This window comes from Reinekea sp., assembly GCF_982785585.1.
Genome location: NZ_CEYAVF010000033.1, coordinates 1 through 15045 on the forward strand (window position 1 = coordinate 1; position 15045 = coordinate 15045).

Annotated in this window: 13 protein-coding genes; 1 reads left to right on the plus strand and 12 read right to left on the minus strand. The window is 53.4% G+C overall.

Annotated elements, in window-relative coordinates:
* From AC4FIC_RS12450 to cysM, 5 genes are all read right to left on the minus strand, one after another.
* A partial coding sequence (locus tag AC4FIC_RS12450; RefSeq protein ID WP_476195046.1) for a hypothetical protein occupies nucleotides 1-245 on the minus strand: 245 nt, incomplete at its 3' end.
* A gap of 174 nt (nucleotides 246-419) precedes the next feature.
* A complete protein-coding gene (gene mazG / locus AC4FIC_RS12455) occupies nucleotides 420-1229 on the minus strand; it encodes a nucleoside triphosphate pyrophosphohydrolase (RefSeq protein ID WP_100257615.1) in 810 nt (269 codons plus the stop codon).
* A gap of 14 nt (nucleotides 1230-1243) precedes the next feature.
* The gene (relA, locus tag AC4FIC_RS12460) at nucleotides 1244-3487 is read right to left on the minus strand and encodes a GTP diphosphokinase (RefSeq protein WP_193437341.1); all 2244 of its coding nucleotides are present in this window, start codon (nucleotides 3485-3487) and stop codon (nucleotides 1244-1246) included.
* Nucleotides 3481-4746 (minus strand): class I SAM-dependent RNA methyltransferase, encoded by a 1266-nt coding sequence (locus AC4FIC_RS12465; RefSeq protein ID WP_100257617.1) that lies wholly within the window; start codon nucleotides 4744-4746, stop codon nucleotides 3481-3483. The genes relA and AC4FIC_RS12465 overlap by 7 nt, the downstream gene beginning before the upstream one ends.
* Nucleotides 4743-5636, minus strand: coding sequence for a cysteine synthase CysM (gene cysM / locus AC4FIC_RS12470; protein WP_100257618.1), 894 nt, complete (start codon nucleotides 5634-5636; stop codon nucleotides 4743-4745). Before cysM ends, AC4FIC_RS12465 begins: the two co-directional genes overlap by 4 nt.
* Before the next feature lie 285 nt (nucleotides 5637-5921).
* On the opposite strand from cysM, the gene AC4FIC_RS12475 reads away from it, so the two are divergent.
* The gene (locus tag AC4FIC_RS12475) at nucleotides 5922-8777 is read left to right on the plus strand and encodes a response regulator (RefSeq protein ID WP_476195048.1); all 2856 of its coding nucleotides are present in this window, start codon (nucleotides 5922-5924) and stop codon (nucleotides 8775-8777) included.
* 57 nt (nucleotides 8778-8834) lie between these two features.
* Here the strand turns inward: AC4FIC_RS12475 and acpS are convergent, their stop codons facing one another.
* From acpS to lepA, 7 genes are all read right to left on the minus strand, one after another.
* Complete coding sequence (gene acpS / locus AC4FIC_RS12480; protein ID WP_100257620.1) at nucleotides 8835-9206, minus strand: holo-ACP synthase; 372 nt, start codon at nucleotides 9204-9206, stop codon at nucleotides 8835-8837.
* Nucleotides 9203-9895 carry a DNA repair protein RecO gene (gene recO, locus AC4FIC_RS12485; protein ID WP_100257621.1) on the minus strand — a complete coding sequence of 231 codons (693 nt, stop codon included), beginning with the start codon at nucleotides 9893-9895 and terminating at the stop codon, nucleotides 9203-9205. The genes acpS and recO overlap by 4 nt, the downstream gene beginning before the upstream one ends.
* Before the next feature lie 2 nt (nucleotides 9896-9897).
* Nucleotides 9898-10806, minus strand: a complete 909-nt coding sequence (era, locus tag AC4FIC_RS12490) for a GTPase Era (protein ID WP_100257622.1) — start codon at nucleotides 10804-10806, stop codon at nucleotides 9898-9900.
* 1 nt (nucleotide 10807) lies between these two features.
* On the minus strand, nucleotides 10808-11488 hold the full coding sequence (rnc, locus tag AC4FIC_RS12495; RefSeq protein ID WP_100257623.1) for a ribonuclease III: 681 nt from the start codon (nucleotides 11486-11488) through the stop codon (nucleotides 10808-10810).
* 2 nt (nucleotides 11489-11490) lie between these two features.
* A complete protein-coding gene (locus AC4FIC_RS12500) occupies nucleotides 11491-11856 on the minus strand; it encodes a DUF4845 domain-containing protein (RefSeq protein WP_100257624.1) in 366 nt (121 codons plus the stop codon).
* 28 nt (nucleotides 11857-11884) lie between these two features.
* Entirely contained in the window at nucleotides 11885-12988 is a 1104-nt protein-coding gene (lepB, locus tag AC4FIC_RS12505) for a signal peptidase I (RefSeq protein ID WP_227003662.1), read from the minus strand.
* Between the two features lie 189 nt (nucleotides 12989-13177).
* Nucleotides 13178-14980, minus strand: coding sequence for a translation elongation factor 4 (gene lepA / locus AC4FIC_RS12510; protein ID WP_100257625.1), 1803 nt, complete (start codon nucleotides 14978-14980; stop codon nucleotides 13178-13180).
* Nucleotides 14981-15045 lie beyond the last annotated feature (65 nt).

Below are 15045 nucleotides of genomic sequence, written 5' to 3' on the forward strand. Positions count from 1 at the left end.
TCTTCCGACATATCCACCGACACCAACTCGGCACCCGGCATCGCATTCAAGACCTGCTCCCGGGCATAGTTCAAGAGATCCGCGGCATGGTCGCCTTCCCGGGCAAAATGGACACTGAACTCGGTGCCGGCCAAATCTGCAGTTTCAACATGGAAGTCACTGCCGGCAATACGTTGCGCAACTTTTTTAACGTCGACAGCCTGGCGCTCTGTGACTTTAAAAGTCAGCGAAAAATGATGCTTCATAATAGGTTACGTCATAATAAATATAGGCTTAAGCATAACGAATCGATATAGATTAAGCCAGTTCCGGAGCCAATCTGGGCCAGTTGCCGGCCAATTATATTGGCCCAACTGCGGAGTACCCCAGCGAGAAATCAAGCTGCTGCTTAAGTCGAGGGTGCAATTCAGCTAGTGGGTCTATTTGCGCTCCAAATCCTTCGCTTCACGCCAAAACGCATCCAGACTGTCCAGCTCAAAATCAGGCCAAGATTGGCCGCTGCCACGGACCCGATCCTCAACATGACCGAAACGTCGGCTAAACTTCTGATTGGTTCGGCGCACCGCCTGCTCTGGATCCAATCCAGTATGGCGGGCGACATTGGCCAGAACGAAGAGCAGATCACCGAGTTCGTCCTCGATGGCATCGGCATCTCCGGAGGCGATCGCTTCTTTGAGCTCTGCCAACTCTTCATCGGCCTTGCTCATTACATCGGCAATCAGCGGCCAATCGAAACCGACCCGCGCCGCCTTCGCCTGCAATTTTTTAGCCCGCAACAGACCGGGCAAGGCCAAGGGCACATCATCGAGCACGCGAGCATTAGCCGGCTTCTTCAGACCCTTCAAGCGCTCCCACTGATCGTTCACGGCACCGTCGGTTATAGCTGAGGCGCCGGCTCGACTGGCCAGAGAGCCATCGGGAAAGACGTGCGGATGACGATAAACCAGCTTGGTCACCAGCCCATGGACCACATCATCGAGCGAGAAATGGCCCTCTTCGGCGGCAATTTGGGCATAAAAAACCACCTGAAACAACAGATCACCCAACTCTTCGGCCAGATGAGGCAAATCATTGCGTTCGATGGTGTCGATCACCTCATAGACCTCTTCGAGCGTGTGGGGGACAATCGATGCATAGGTCTGTTTGATATCCCACGGACAGCCATCCACCGGGTCGCGTAACCGCGCCATCAGGGTCTGTAAATCCGCATAGTCGAAGCGTGCCGTCATCTGCCTAACTCCAATCAATGAATTTTTGGGTACACGCGCCGAACATCGGCGACATTGGCAACCTTTGACAACAGTGCCATAACCCGGCCCAAACCGTGCAAGTCTTCGACCTCCACGGTGAGTCTCATTTCCACTGTGTTGTCAGCCTTATTCGACAAGCTGTTCATGGAGATAATATTAACCCCTATATTGGCCAGCACCGTCATCATATCCTTGAGCAGACCGGTTCGATCATAGGCGACCACCAACAACTCGACCGGATAGGTGGTGCGTACCTCGCCACCCCAGGACACGTCCAGAATCCGTTCCGGTTCAATGGCTTTCAACTGCAGCAGGTTCGAGCAATCATCGCGATGTATCGATACCCCGCGGCCCACGGTAATAAAGCCTTCAACCGCATCGCCCGGTACCGGTTTGCAACAATTGGCGATGGTCGTTAAGAGATTTCCGACGCCATGAATCACTAAATCGCTTGAATGGTTCTGCTTTTTCGGCACCGCTAAATTAATGGCTTTAACCTTGGGCGGATTGACCATGTCTTCGGCGTGATGCACGACATGCATCAGGCGCACATCGCCAGCACCCAAGGCCGCAAAGAGATCGTCGTCGCTGTGGAAATTGACCAGCTGGGCCAGCTGTTTCATATCGATCTTATCGATATTGAAGCGGCGCAGTTCGCGCACCAACATGTCTTTGCCGTCGCGGATATTGATGTCCCGGTCCTGCGATTTAAACCAATGCTTTATTTTCGCGCGCGTCCGGGATGAGCGCACAAAACCCAGATCGGCGTTCAACCAATCGCGGCTCGGTGTAGCCTCATTGCCGGTCAAGATTTCTATCTGGTCGCCAATGCTCAGCGGGGTATTCAGCGGGACAATGCGGCCATTAACCTTGGCACCTCGGCATCGGTGACCAATATCGGTATGGACCTTATAGGCAAAATCAATTGGCGTAGCACTAGCTGATAGGTCGACAACATGGCCCTCTGGCGTTAACACATAGATACGATCGACGGTGACTTCGGCGCCCAGTTCCTCGACCATCTCGTCGATACCACCAAGTTCATCATGCCACTCCAACACTTGACGTAACCAGGCGACCTTCTCTTCGTAGCCGCGTGATTGAGAACGCTTAGCATCGGTGCCCTTGTAGAGCCAATGGGCACAGACGCCCAGTTCAGCGTCCTCATGCATATCGGCGGTCCGAATCTGTATTTCGACGACCTTACCTTCCGGGCCAATTACCGCGGTGTGCAATGAGCGATAGCCGTTTTGCTTAGGCGAAGCGATGTAGTCATCAAACTCACGCGGGATATGACGCCAGAGTGAGTGCACGATACCGAGCACCGAATAACAGTCGCGCACGGCGGGGACGAGAATGCGAAAGGCACGAATATCATAGACCTGGCTGAAGCTAATATTCTTGCGCTTCATTTTTCGCCAGATCGAATAGATGTGTTTGGCGCGGCCTTGAATCTGCGCCTTGTGAATATCGGCCGCTTCGATTTGCTCGGTAATCAAACTCTGAACTTTCTCGATATAGTCCTGCCGGTCGAGCCGTTTTTCATCGAGCAACTGGGCGATTTTCTTATAGTCTTGCGGCTCCAGATAACGGAAGGCCAGATCCTCAAGCTCCCACTTCAGGTGGCCAACGCCGAGCCGATGAGCCAGGGGGGCATATATATCAAAAACCTCGCGGGCGACCTTGTAACGGCGCGCCACCGGGGCGTTTTTGACGGCCCGAATGGCACAGGTGCGCTCGGCCAATTTAATCAGCGCCACGCGCACATCATCAATCATCGCAACCAGCATCTTGCGAACCGCCTCGCCCTGGGTTTCGGTTTGCCCGAGCACACTCGATTTGGTCGACTTTTGTTGCCGATGGATCGCAGCCATGCGCGCCACGCCATTAATCAGGGTGGCAACCTTAGGGCCGAACTGATCCTTAACGGTGTCCAACTCCAATTCTTCTTCACGTACCGTACGATATAAGATTCCGGCCACTATGGCGTCCTGGTCGAGGCTCAGGTCCGCCAGAATCTCAGCCATTTCCAGACCGGTTTTAAAGGCCGAGGCGTCTGTGCCCCAATCATTGGCGCGATGGTCGGCCTCTTGTTCGGCGGTGCGAGCAATACGGCAGGCGCGCAGCAGTTGCTCTTCGTCTACGATCGTGGCTTTGCTTTTTACTCGTTCCAGCCAGGCATTTAGGTCGACGGTTCCGTCGCTGAACACTGGCTGATCTTCACGTACTTTCAAGATTTGGCTCGCTTTTCTAAGTAGACCATCGTCTCAATATGACGAGTTTGGGGAAACATATCGATTAGGCCGATTTTCCGAACCCGCCACTTCGCGTCGACCAAGAGCGTTAGGTCACGCGCCAAGGTCGCCGGATCACAGGACACATAAAGGATCTTTTTCACCGAGGGTATCTTCTTCAACACCGCACAAAGAGCTTCAGCGCCCGCTCGGGGTGGATCGAGTAGCATTACCGTTGGCTCAAAGCTGCGGACCGCGGCCAGCTTGGAGAGATCTACCGTAAAGAGATCGGCCTGTTCAAACAGAACCTGCGGACGACCTTGCGCGGCACTAGTCGCCTGCGTAATGGCCGAATGGCTGGCTTCCAAACCCAAGCAAGCTGCAACCTCATCGGCTAACGCCAGACTGAGATTGCCATTGCCACAGAACAGGTCGAGCAGGCGATCGGTAGCGGTCAATTGCAGCCATTGACGCGCCTGTGCAATCATCTGCTGATTTACCGAGCGATTCACCTGGGTGAATTCACCGGGTAAGGCGGTCACGGTTGCCGCGCCGGCCTGATAACTGAGCGCTTGAGTGGACCACCAGCCCTGGCTATTCGACCAGAGGTAAAAGTCCGCACTGGCGATCGGCTTGCCGTCCAAAACCACAACCCCGATCTGGCCTTGATCGTCCACCACCAGTTCAAATTGCACGATGCCGACCATCGGGGCTGACGCCACTAAGGTCTGATAGGCCTGCTCCAGCGCCGGCGTTAACACCGGGCACTGAGCGACTGGAACCAGCCGATTACCCTTCTCGGCGTGAAAGCCAACCTGGCCCTTCTTGTCGACATGGAATCGGGCTCGATGGCGATAGCCATAGGGCTCCGACAGCAATGGCTCAGACCAGGCCTGCTCCTTAAATCCATTTCGACGTAAATGATCACTTACGGTCTGCTGCTTAACCGGCAATTGATTGGCGTGCTGCAGATGTTGCAGCTGGCAGCCGCCGCACACGCCATAGAGTTTGCAAGGTGCCGCCAAACGCACTGGGCTGGCAGTGATAATACTGGTACTGCGGCCTTGCCATAGCTTGCTGCCCGCCTGATCGATCGTCGCGACGACCTGCTCACCGGGCAAGGCATTGGCGACCATTACCACGCGCCCTTCGTGACTGGCAATGCCGCGCCCATCGTGGCTATAGCGCAGAATATCCAGGGTTAACGGCGCTGGTAACGGTTTTGAACTGGCTTTGGAAAATTGATTCGGTTTGCGCTTCAACTGTTGTATACCCCGGTTGATAAATAGCGGTCGCCACGATCGCACACTATGGCAACAATTACGGCATTATTTACCCGTTCTGACAAGAGCAAGGCACCGGCGATCGACCCCCCGGAACTGACCCCGGCGAAGATGCCTTCCTCGGCGGCTAGGCGTTTCATGGCGTGCTCAGCGCTTGACTGGTCCATATCGATAATACTATCGACGCGCTGGGCGTCAAAGATGGACGGCAGGTAGGCCTCCGGCCAACGTCGAATGCCCGGGATTTGGGCGCCATCGGTCGGTTGCAAGCCAATAATTTGCACCGCTGGATTCTGTTCTTTCAGGTAGCGTGAGCAACCCATAATGGTACCGGTGGTACCCATGGAGGCAATAAAATGCGTCACCTGCCCTTGGCTGTCCTGCCAAATTTCCGGCCCGGTGCTGAGGTAATGTGCCTGTGGATTGTCCGGATTACTGAACTGATCTAGCACGATCCCCAAGCCTTGGGCCTGCATGCGTTGGGCCAAGTCGCGGGCATGTTCCATGCCCTCTTGCGCACTCACCGAGATGATCGAGGCGCCGTAGGCACGCATGCTCGCGCGCCGCTCTTCGGACTGATTGGCCGGCATGATCAGCGTCATTTTATACCCCATGATGGCCGCAGCCATGGCCAAGGCAATACCGGTATTGCCACTGGTCGCTTCGATCAGCGTATCGCCCGGACTGATCTGGCCACGCAATTGGGCCTGACGAATCATATTCATGGCCGGCCGATCCTTAACCGACCCGGCTGGGTTGTTGCCTTCTAGCTTGGCGAGAATGGTATTGCTCGGATTGGGGTTCATTCTTTGCAACCGCACCAACGGGGTGTGCCCGATAAAGTCTTCAATGGTGGGAAATGGGCTCATCTGACTTCCAAATTCAGTAATCTCCACCCTATTGTAGCTTGTTATAACTCAAAGAAATAATAACCAAAGGGCACAACTTATCGAATTTGGGTTATTAGCCGCCCCAGCCGAAGCGCAAAGCCACCAAACCAAACAGTGGACGTTTAATTCACCGGCCATTTGCCACAATTAACGGCAAATTCTCCTCCATTTTTTGCACTTGTGGACCATAATAATACAGCTTGCTGGTCTCTCCCGATAACAACCGGCTACCTGATTCGGTGTTACAACAAGATAAGGCTGGATATGAACGCCATGGGTCTGCAGAACCGACTGCTCTACATTTCACTGATTCCTGCCCTATTTCTGGGCCTGCTGGCCCTTGGCTGGTTCACCCTGACCGACATCCAACATCAACAACAGGCTTTTATGGAACGCTCCGAGGCCGTGGCCAACCGCCTCGCCGACACCCTGTCGTTGCCGGTAGCTCAGACCGACACGCCGCTACTCGATGCCTTGATCCGCAGGGCGCTCAATGAGCAGGATGCACGTTCAATTCGGCTCTATAATGCATCGACCTCAGAGTGGCTGGTATCGGGCCCAAATCCCATGGGGCCGGCCTATCCCTTTGCCATCGGCGATACGCGGGCCACCCGCCTGTATATCAGTCACGCCAGCTATCGATTTCTGGCGCCCATCTTAGCGCCGCAGGATATAGAGCTGCGCACGGCGAACCCGCAGCCGATTGCCTGGGTGGAAAGCGAGTTCGACTATGCCAATACCCGGGTCGGCCACTACCAATCCATACTGCTTAATCTGACCCTGCTGCTGGCCACCCTCTTTATCATCGCCGGTATTGCCTTCTATCTGAATCGAGCCATTATTCGGCCGGTGCACCATATGATTCGGACCGTCATTGAGATTCGCGAGGGCAACCTGGAGTCTCGGGTGCCGACCCATTCCAAGGGCGAACTGCGCGAACTGGAGGTGGGTATCAATGCCATGGCTGAAACCATCAAAGATGCCTACAACGAGATGCAAAATAGCGTCGAACAGGCCACCTTGGATCTGCGTGAAACCTTAGAAACCATTGAGATTCAAAACATCGAGTTGGATATGGCCCGACGTGACGCGCAGCGGGCCAACCAGGTCAAGACTGAATTTCTGGCCAATATGAGCCACGAAATCCGCACGCCGCTTAATGGCATCCTCGGCTTTGCGCGTCTCTTGGGTCGCTCGAATCTGACCAAAAAACAAGCGGATCAGGTCGACACCATCATGTCGTCATCGCAGGTCCTGTTAACCATAATCAATGATGTACTGGATTTCTGTAAGATAGAGGCCGGTAAACTGACCCTGGATAATCGCAGCAGCAATCTTCGTGTCGCCATCGAGGAGGTCTTGGCGATGCTCAATCCGGCCTCAGCGGCGAAAAACCTAGAGGTGGTGTCGCTGTTCTATAACGATGTACCCGAACAACTTATCTTTGATCCATTGCGGCTGAAACAGGTGCTCACCAATCTAATCAGCAATGCGATCAAATTTACCAACGACGGCAGCGTGGTGGTGCGCACGATGATCGAACAACATCAGGGCCATAAGGTTACGGTCCGCGTGAGCGTGACAGATACCGGCATTGGCTTGACCAAGATCCAACAGAAGACCCTCTTTCAGGCCTTTTCTCAGGCGGATTCGTCAACGGCCCGAGAATTTGGCGGAACCGGCTTGGGCTTGGTTATTTCCAAGCGCTTGGTTGAGCAGATGGGCGGCGATATCGGCCTGGAAAGCCAGAAAGACAAGGGCTCAACCTTTTGGTTCAATATTCGCGCCGACATCGCGCCGGCGGTGCAGCAACCGCCAAAATTAACGGCATTGGTCGGCCTTACGGTTGCTGTGGTGGAACAACGGGAAATGTCTCGCTTAGCTTTCCGCCATCAGTTCGAAGGCTGGGGTGCCATGACCTTCGAACTCAATACGCCGGCTGAATTGATTGCTCACCTGGAACAGAATATATCACCCAGACCCAATATAGCCGTCATTGCTCTCGCGCAGCAGCCAACAGACGACGAACTCTGTCGTGCGCTCTTCAAGATCGAGCGCGACCTGGCCTGCCCAGCGTTGGTTATTGCCGATGGCAGCGACGACGATATAAGCGCCCGCTTAGTTGAGCAGGGTAGTCAATTTTACCTGACCAGCCCGGTCCGAAACAGCGATCTATATCAAACCGTTAAACAGATGATTACACCGCATATCGATAACCCAAATGCAAAGACTGAGCTGCAATTGCGCGATCTGAAGTCAACTATTAAAGTATTGGCGGTCGATGATAATGCCGCCAACCTCAAACTGATTGTCACCCTCTTAGAAGATATTGGGGTCGCGGTCGATGCCGCCGCCGGTGGCGAAGAAGCACTCAACAAGGCCCGAGTCCAAGCCTATGATCTTATCTTTATGGACATTCAGATGCCAACAATGGACGGTTTAAGCGCGACGCGCCAAATACGCAAAATTGAGCTTAAGCCGCAGCGTGTTCCGATCGTCGCTTTGACCGCACACGCCCTGGCTGACGAACGCGAAGCGATGTTATTGGCCGGCATGGACGACTATTTAGCCAAACCAATCGATGAAGACCAGTTGCACAAGACCCTATCGAAATGGACTGGTGTCACGCTTCTGGCGCCACAAGATCAGACCGAACCGTTCGAACAAGAGGATCAGCCAGCGGTCCGACTCGAACCGATGTTAGTCGCCGAGCAGCCGGTCGACCTGGTGAGTGGCCTACAAAAGGCCAATGGCAAACTCGGCTTGGCCAAAGATATGTTTGCCATGCTAGCGGATTCGTTGAGTAACGATCAGGCGCAGATCAACCTGCTCTATCGTCAGGATAATCTAACAGCGCTGCTGGAAAGGATTCATCGATTGCATGGGGCCACTCTCTATTGCGGTCTTCCCAGGTTGCAAATGACGCTTAAGCATGCCGAACAGCTGCTCAAACAGGATCACCGTTCTGGGCTTGATGATGCCTTGGTGATGTTAAATCAGGAGATCGAGAGTGTAGCGCGTTGGGTGGGTGAAAACGATGTCGATCGAGGCTTTGAGCGGGCGCTTAAGGTCTATGCCCTTCGGCTCAACGCCTCGGCTAAAACAATGCCAACGCTCTAGGCTAAAAGCCATTGTTCGGCGCATAACCCAGCGACCGTGCGTCGGCTAATAAACCGGCTAGAGGAGCACGGCAAAGGCCACGGCATAGTCTTGTTCGTCGCTGAGACTGATTTTAGCCTGCGTCGCGCCCAAGGCGGTTAGCCGCTCAAGTGCCACTCCCCTGAGCGTCACCTCCGGCTGACCGAATGTATTGGGCAGTATTTCCAAATCGACAAAGCGCACGCCCTGCCCGATTCCGGTACCCAAGGCTTTGGCGAGGGCTTCTTTGCCAGCAAAGCGATTGGCCAAAAAACTGATCGCTTGGTGCCGTTGATGAAAAATTTGCTGCTCAGCCGACGACAGGATCCGCGCGACAAAACGCTCACCCTGTCGGTCATAGACCGTCTTGATACGTGAAATCTGGACTATATCGGTGCCAATGCCTTTCATTTGGACGATTCTCGATGCGGTGCCGATGTGGCGATAGACCACTTGCGGCTAAATAGAGCTTGGGGCTGAAGGATCGCCTCGATCTGCTGCTGCTGACATTCCCGAGCGAGGGTCAGCGCACCAGCTATATCATAATCGGCGCGTGCCACACTGAGCAATTGGGCCCCGGTGTAACGCCCATCGGCACTTGGATTAAAGCCGCTATTGGCCATGAAATTATAGCGCTGCTGTTCGACAATGGCCTGAGAGTTTCGGTCGGCGCGATAGTCAAGCGCATGCCCAATCAACTGCAGGACCCGCTGTTCAAAAAACCGCAAGGCTGCCTGGACCCGAATGCGCACTTCAAGATGCGCCAGGGTGGCCAGGTAACTGCCGTATAGGGATTCATCCACCAGCGCAGTAGGGACGAGGCGGTAGACCAGTTCATTAACATAGAGCCCGATCAGCCGTGCTTCGTTATGGCGAATCAACAGCGACTGGGTGTAGCGGAAGTCGCTTGCCGAAAAGTAACCCTTGGCTTGGGTTACTTTAATCTCAAACGGGCGGAATGCCTCCGGGCGGCTGTTGCGCATATGGCAGCGGATCCGGCCGCATTTTTCGGTCATCAATTCGACCAGAAAATCCGTTTCCCGATAGGGCCAGGCGTGGATCAATAGCGCCTCGGTGCGGACAACACGTGCGAACGCCATGATTACTGGTCGTAGTAACCGAGACTTTTCAGCGCTCGTTCGTCGTCGGCCCAGCCGCCCTTTACCTTCACCCACAGGTTGAGCATCACCTTGGTTTCGAACAAGTTTTCCATATCGACACGGGCTTCTTGGCCGACTTTTTTAATTCGCTCGCCCTTGTCACCGATCACGATGCGCTTTTGTCCTGAGCGCTCAACCAAAATCAAACCGTGGATATGCAGAATCCGGTCTTCAAACTCAAACTGTTCAATTTCAACGGCCGTCGAATAGGGCAGCTCGGCACCCAACTGGCGCATGATTTTCTCACGGATGATTTCGGCGGCCATAAAGCGCTGGCTGCGATCGGTAACCTGATCTTCGGGAAAATGAAACAGACCCGCCGGTATTTTTGCACTCAAGACTTTGATCAGGGTATCGAGGTTGTGGCCCTGCAGCGCCGACACCGGTATCACATCGGCGAAGGGGTATTTTTTATTGACCTGCTCAAGATGCGGCAACAAGGACTGCTTGTTTTCCAGATGATCCACCTTGTTGATAATCAAGATAACCGGTGCCTTGATGCCATCCAGCTTATCGAGCACCCATTGATCTTCATCGGACCAGACGGTGCGGTCAACCACCATCAAGACAGCATCGACATCATTCAGGGCTGAGTCCGCCGCCTTGTTCATCACCCGATTAATGGCCTTTTCCTGGCCACGATGCATGCCCGGGGTGTCAACGAAGACGATTTGGGTCTGCTCTTCGGTCCAGATGCCGGTAATCTGATGACGAGTGGTTTGGGGCTTGCGCGAGGTAATGGAAATCTTCTGACCTAAGAGATGGTTCATCAGCGTCGATTTGCCAACATTCGGTCGTCCAACGATGGCGACAAAGCCACATTGGGTATCCAGGGTAAACTGTTCGGTCATCTTATTGGTCCTCGCCTAATGCTTTTAACGCGGCCTGAGCCGCTTCTTGTTCGGCGATGCGCCGACTATTACCCACCCCAACAAAGGGTTCCGCCATCGTTTCAACCGCGCAATGAACCGTAAACTCTTGTTGATGGGCCTCACCGGCAATGGCCGTGACCTGGTAATCAGGCAGTGGCATTCGACGTGCTTGCAGGTACTCCTGCAATTTCGTTTTGGAATCTTTAATGTTTTCGCTTAGATCTAGGCGGGACAGGCGATCCTCGTACCAGCTTAACAGCACCCGCTGCGCCTGAGCCAAATCGGCGTCCAGACTGATGGCACCGATGATCGCTTCGACGCCGTCGGCGAGAATGCTGTCGCGCCGGAAACCGCCGCTTTTAAGCTCACCGCTGCCTAACTTGAGGAAATCACCCAAATTAAACTCTCGGCCCAACTCGGCCAGCGTTTCACCCTTGACCAATTGGGCCCGCAGACGCGACATCTGACCTTCTTTGGCATTAGGGAAACGCTCGAATAGGGCTTGGGCTATGGTGCAGTTCAAGATTGCATCACCGAGAAATTCCATCCGTTCATAGTTCTTGCGGGAAAAACTTCGATGCGACAGGGCCTGCTCGAGCAGCTCTTGATCTTGAAAGGTGTATTGAATCGACTTAAAGAGGCGTGGATAGTGGGTTAACAAGGCTACAACTCATATTCTTGATGGAAAGACATAACCACATCAACATTCAAAAACAGATGTTCGCGTTTTTCATAGTTGAGCACCACAACAGGCGGACTTTGGCGTTTGTCGTAGGTGAGTTCTTTTTTTAAATCAATGCGAATACCATTGATTTGCATGTTTTTGGCCACCCGATCGAAGAATTCAGACTCGGAAAAACCGGTGGCAGTTTGGCCTGCCAACGCGTTCCGGATCGTCTTATTCAGGGTCTGATGATCATAATAAACTCCGGACATCTTGACGAGCAGCAAGCCGGTGAACAGCACCAACGCAGTTAGGAACACAACGCCCCACAGTGACATACCGCGCTGTCGGTGCAAACTCTTCATGTTTGTCTCCTGCCTACTGTCCGGTCAATTATTGGATAAAGCCCGTGCGGGCAAAGCTGGGGTAGAACCCCTGCCAATGCATCCAGATAACGAAAGCTTGGCCCAGAATGGAATCTTCGTCAACAAAACCCCAGGCATTGTTGCCATTGTTGCTAAAATCGCCGGTTTGCAGCCGTCGAGTGCCTTCCCAATAACGGGCATCCTGACTGTTGTCGCGGTTGTCGCCCATCACAAAGTACTTACCTTCAGGCACCGTAACACCATTGATCGGCAACCATTCATCGGGACGGCGTATCGCTCGAGACTGATTGTTGTAGATCTGGTGCTCACGACCGAACAGATTTTCACTGTAGAGGTTATATCGACCGGCCTCATCGGTGCGTTTTTCAATCAGGTCTTTAGGCACCACCTCGCCATTGACGCGCAGGATCTTGCGAGAATAATCGTACTGAATCAGGTCACCCGGCACACCGATCACCCGCTTGATAAAATTCTTATCCGGCTCATGGGGTGGTTTAAAGACGATCACATCGCCTTGCCGGGGCGTCCCGATTGGGATGATCACCTTATTGGAAATCGGCATGCGGATGCCATAGACAAAGCGATTGACCAGAATAAAGTCACTGATTTCAAGAGTTGGCTTCATAGACCCAGACGGAATTTGAAAGGGCTCGAGCAGAAAACTGCGCAAGACAAACACGAAGACCAGGATGGGGAAAAAGGCCCGGCTATTTTCAATCAAACCCGGTTCCAATGTGGCCGTGTCAACGGTCTCCTCAAACTCGGGAATCTGCACGCTCGCCCGCTCTAGGATGGCCAGACGGGTCTTGCGGGTAAGGCGGTAATCAAGGAGATAGACGAAGCCGGTAAAGCCGGTCGCACCAATCATCAGCAAGGCAAAATCAAAGCCTTGGGTGATGGTCTGCCAGATCAGATAACCGATCAGAGCCACCAGGGCATAGCCCAAACCGCGCTCAAGTGGCGTAGACGTGAACATCTGCTGCAGCGACATTTCGGTGACGTCAGACTCGACCGTGAGCTCAGCCAAGCGTTTTCGATAGCTGAGAAACACTAAAGCCGTCAATACAGTACCTAACAGTAAGACTAGGGCGGATAAGCCATACAAACTCATTCATTCTCCTTAAAAGTAGGTTCTAGCCCACCCTTAGCAAATTAAGACGTCACTCTAGTGGCGGGCATTCAGTGCGCAGAGTGCCCTTGGTCATATAAATTCGCTGCAATGGGCCTGTTTACACAAGGCTGCGAACCCTTTAGGTGACCCACCTTTCTCTTTGTATTGGCCACCATCGGTAGCTTCAGCCTAGCTATCAATCTTCAACACGGCTAGGAAGGCTTCCTGAGGAATGGATACCGAGCCGACCTGTTTCATGCGTTTCTTACCGTCTTTTTGCTTTTGCAGCAGTTTCTTCTTGCGCGATATATCACCGCCGTAACATTTGGCAATAACGTTTTTGCGCAGCGCCTTAACCGTGGTTCGAGCGACCACATTACTGCCGACCGCGGCTTGAATGGCCACATCGAACATCTGACGGGGAATTAGTTCCTTCATCTTGTCGCACAGGCTGCGACCGCGGCGCTGGATCGTGTCGCTGTGCATGATGATCGCCAACGCATCGACGCGCTCACCATTGACCAACACGTCCAGGCGCGTCAGACGCGAGTCTTCGAAGTGATCAAAGCTAAAGTCGAGCGAGGCAAAGCCCCGACTGACTGATTTTAATCGGTCAAAGAAATCCAGAACCACTTCGGCCATGGGCAAATAATAGCTGAGCGACACCTGGCCACCGATATATTGCATCTCACGTTGTATACCGCGCTTTTCGATGCACAGGGTGATCACGTTACCAACGTGCTCTTTAGGAACCAGTATGTTGGCCAACACGATGGGTTCACGAAATTCTTGAATATTATTAGCTGCCGGTAACTTAGACGGATTGTCTACCATCACCACGGTACCATCGGTCTTGAGAATCTCGTATACCACGGTCGGAGCGGTGGTAATTAGATCGAGATTGTATTCCCGCTCGAGGCGCTCCTGGACAATTTCCATATGCAACATGCCAAGGAAACCACAGCGAAACCCAAAGCCCAAGGCATCGGAACTTTCTGGTTCAAAAAAGAGCGAAGCATCGTTGAGCTGCAACTTATTTAAGGCATCTCGAAATGCTTCAAAGTCGTCTGAGGTGACCGGAAACAAGCCCGCATAGACCTGCGGCTTAACCTTCTTGAAACCGGGCAATTGAGCCACATCGGGGGTATTATGTGCGGTAATGGTATCCCCGACGGGGGCGCCCTTAATTTCTTTGATGGAGGCGCAGATGAAACCGACTTCGCCGGCTTTCAACTCCTTAGTATCGGTCATCTTGGGGGTAAAGATACCCAGACGATCCACTACGTGGGTGCGTCCGGAACTCTTGATTAATATTTTCTCGCCCTTCTTGAGCACGCCATTTTTGACCCGCACCAAGGAGACAATACCGAGATAATTATCGAACCAAGAATCGATAATCAAGGCTTGCAGGTCTTCTGTAAGATCGCCTACCGGCGGCGGAACCCGACGCACAATTTCTTCCAAGGCGTCTTGGATGCCAATACCGCTCTTGGCCGACAAACGCACCGCGTCGTGGGCCTCAATGCCGATAATTTCTTCAATTTCATTGGCGACTCGATCCGGCTCGGCCTGCGGCAGATCCATCTTATTCAATACCGCAACCACTTCCAAACCCTGTTCGATCGCAGTGTAGCAGTTGGCGACCGACTGGGCTTCAACGCCCTGGGCGGCATCGACCACTAAGAGGGCACCTTCACAGGCGGCCAAGGAGCGCGACACTTCGTATGAAAAATCGACATGGCCAGGCGTATCGATAAAGTTCAGCTGGTACACCTTACCGTCTTTGGCTGGGTAATTCAGGGTGACACTCTGGGCCTTGATGGTGATGCCCCGTTCGCGTTCGATATCCATGGTATCGAGCACCTGGGCCGCCATATCGCGGTCGGCTAGGCCACCGCAATGTTGGATAAAACGGTCAGCCAGGGTCGATTTACCATGGTCGATATGGGCAATGATTGAAAAATTGCGGATATGGGATAAATCGCTGCTCACGTAGGCGTTCACTTGCTAAAAATGGGGCGGCGAGTTTAAACCATTTCACCTGCGAACACTATCGT

Excerpts from the sequence above, each read along its gene's own strand:
- mazG (WP_100257615.1), bottom strand. The coding sequence starts at position 1,229 with ATGACGGCACGCTTCGACTATGCGGATTTACAGACCCTGATGGCGCGG.
- cysM (WP_100257618.1), bottom strand. The coding sequence starts at position 5,636 with ATGAGCCCATTTCCCACCATTGAAGACTTTATCGGGCACACCCCGTTG.
- AC4FIC_RS12475 (WP_476195048.1), top strand. The coding sequence starts at position 5,922 with ATGAACGCCATGGGTCTGCAGAACCGACTGCTCTACATTTCACTGATT.
- acpS (WP_100257620.1), bottom strand. The coding sequence starts at position 9,206 with ATGAAAGGCATTGGCACCGATATAGTCCAGATTTCACGTATCAAGACG.
- recO (WP_100257621.1), bottom strand. The coding sequence starts at position 9,895 with ATGGCGTTCGCACGTGTTGTCCGCACCGAGGCGCTATTGATCCACGCC.
- era (WP_100257622.1), bottom strand. The coding sequence starts at position 10,806 with ATGACCGAACAGTTTACCCTGGATACCCAATGTGGCTTTGTCGCCATC.
- AC4FIC_RS12500 (WP_100257624.1), bottom strand. The coding sequence starts at position 11,856 with ATGAAGAGTTTGCACCGACAGCGCGGTATGTCACTGTGGGGCGTTGTG.
- lepB (WP_227003662.1), bottom strand. The coding sequence starts at position 12,988 with ATGAGTTTGTATGGCTTATCCGCCCTAGTCTTACTGTTAGGTACTGTA.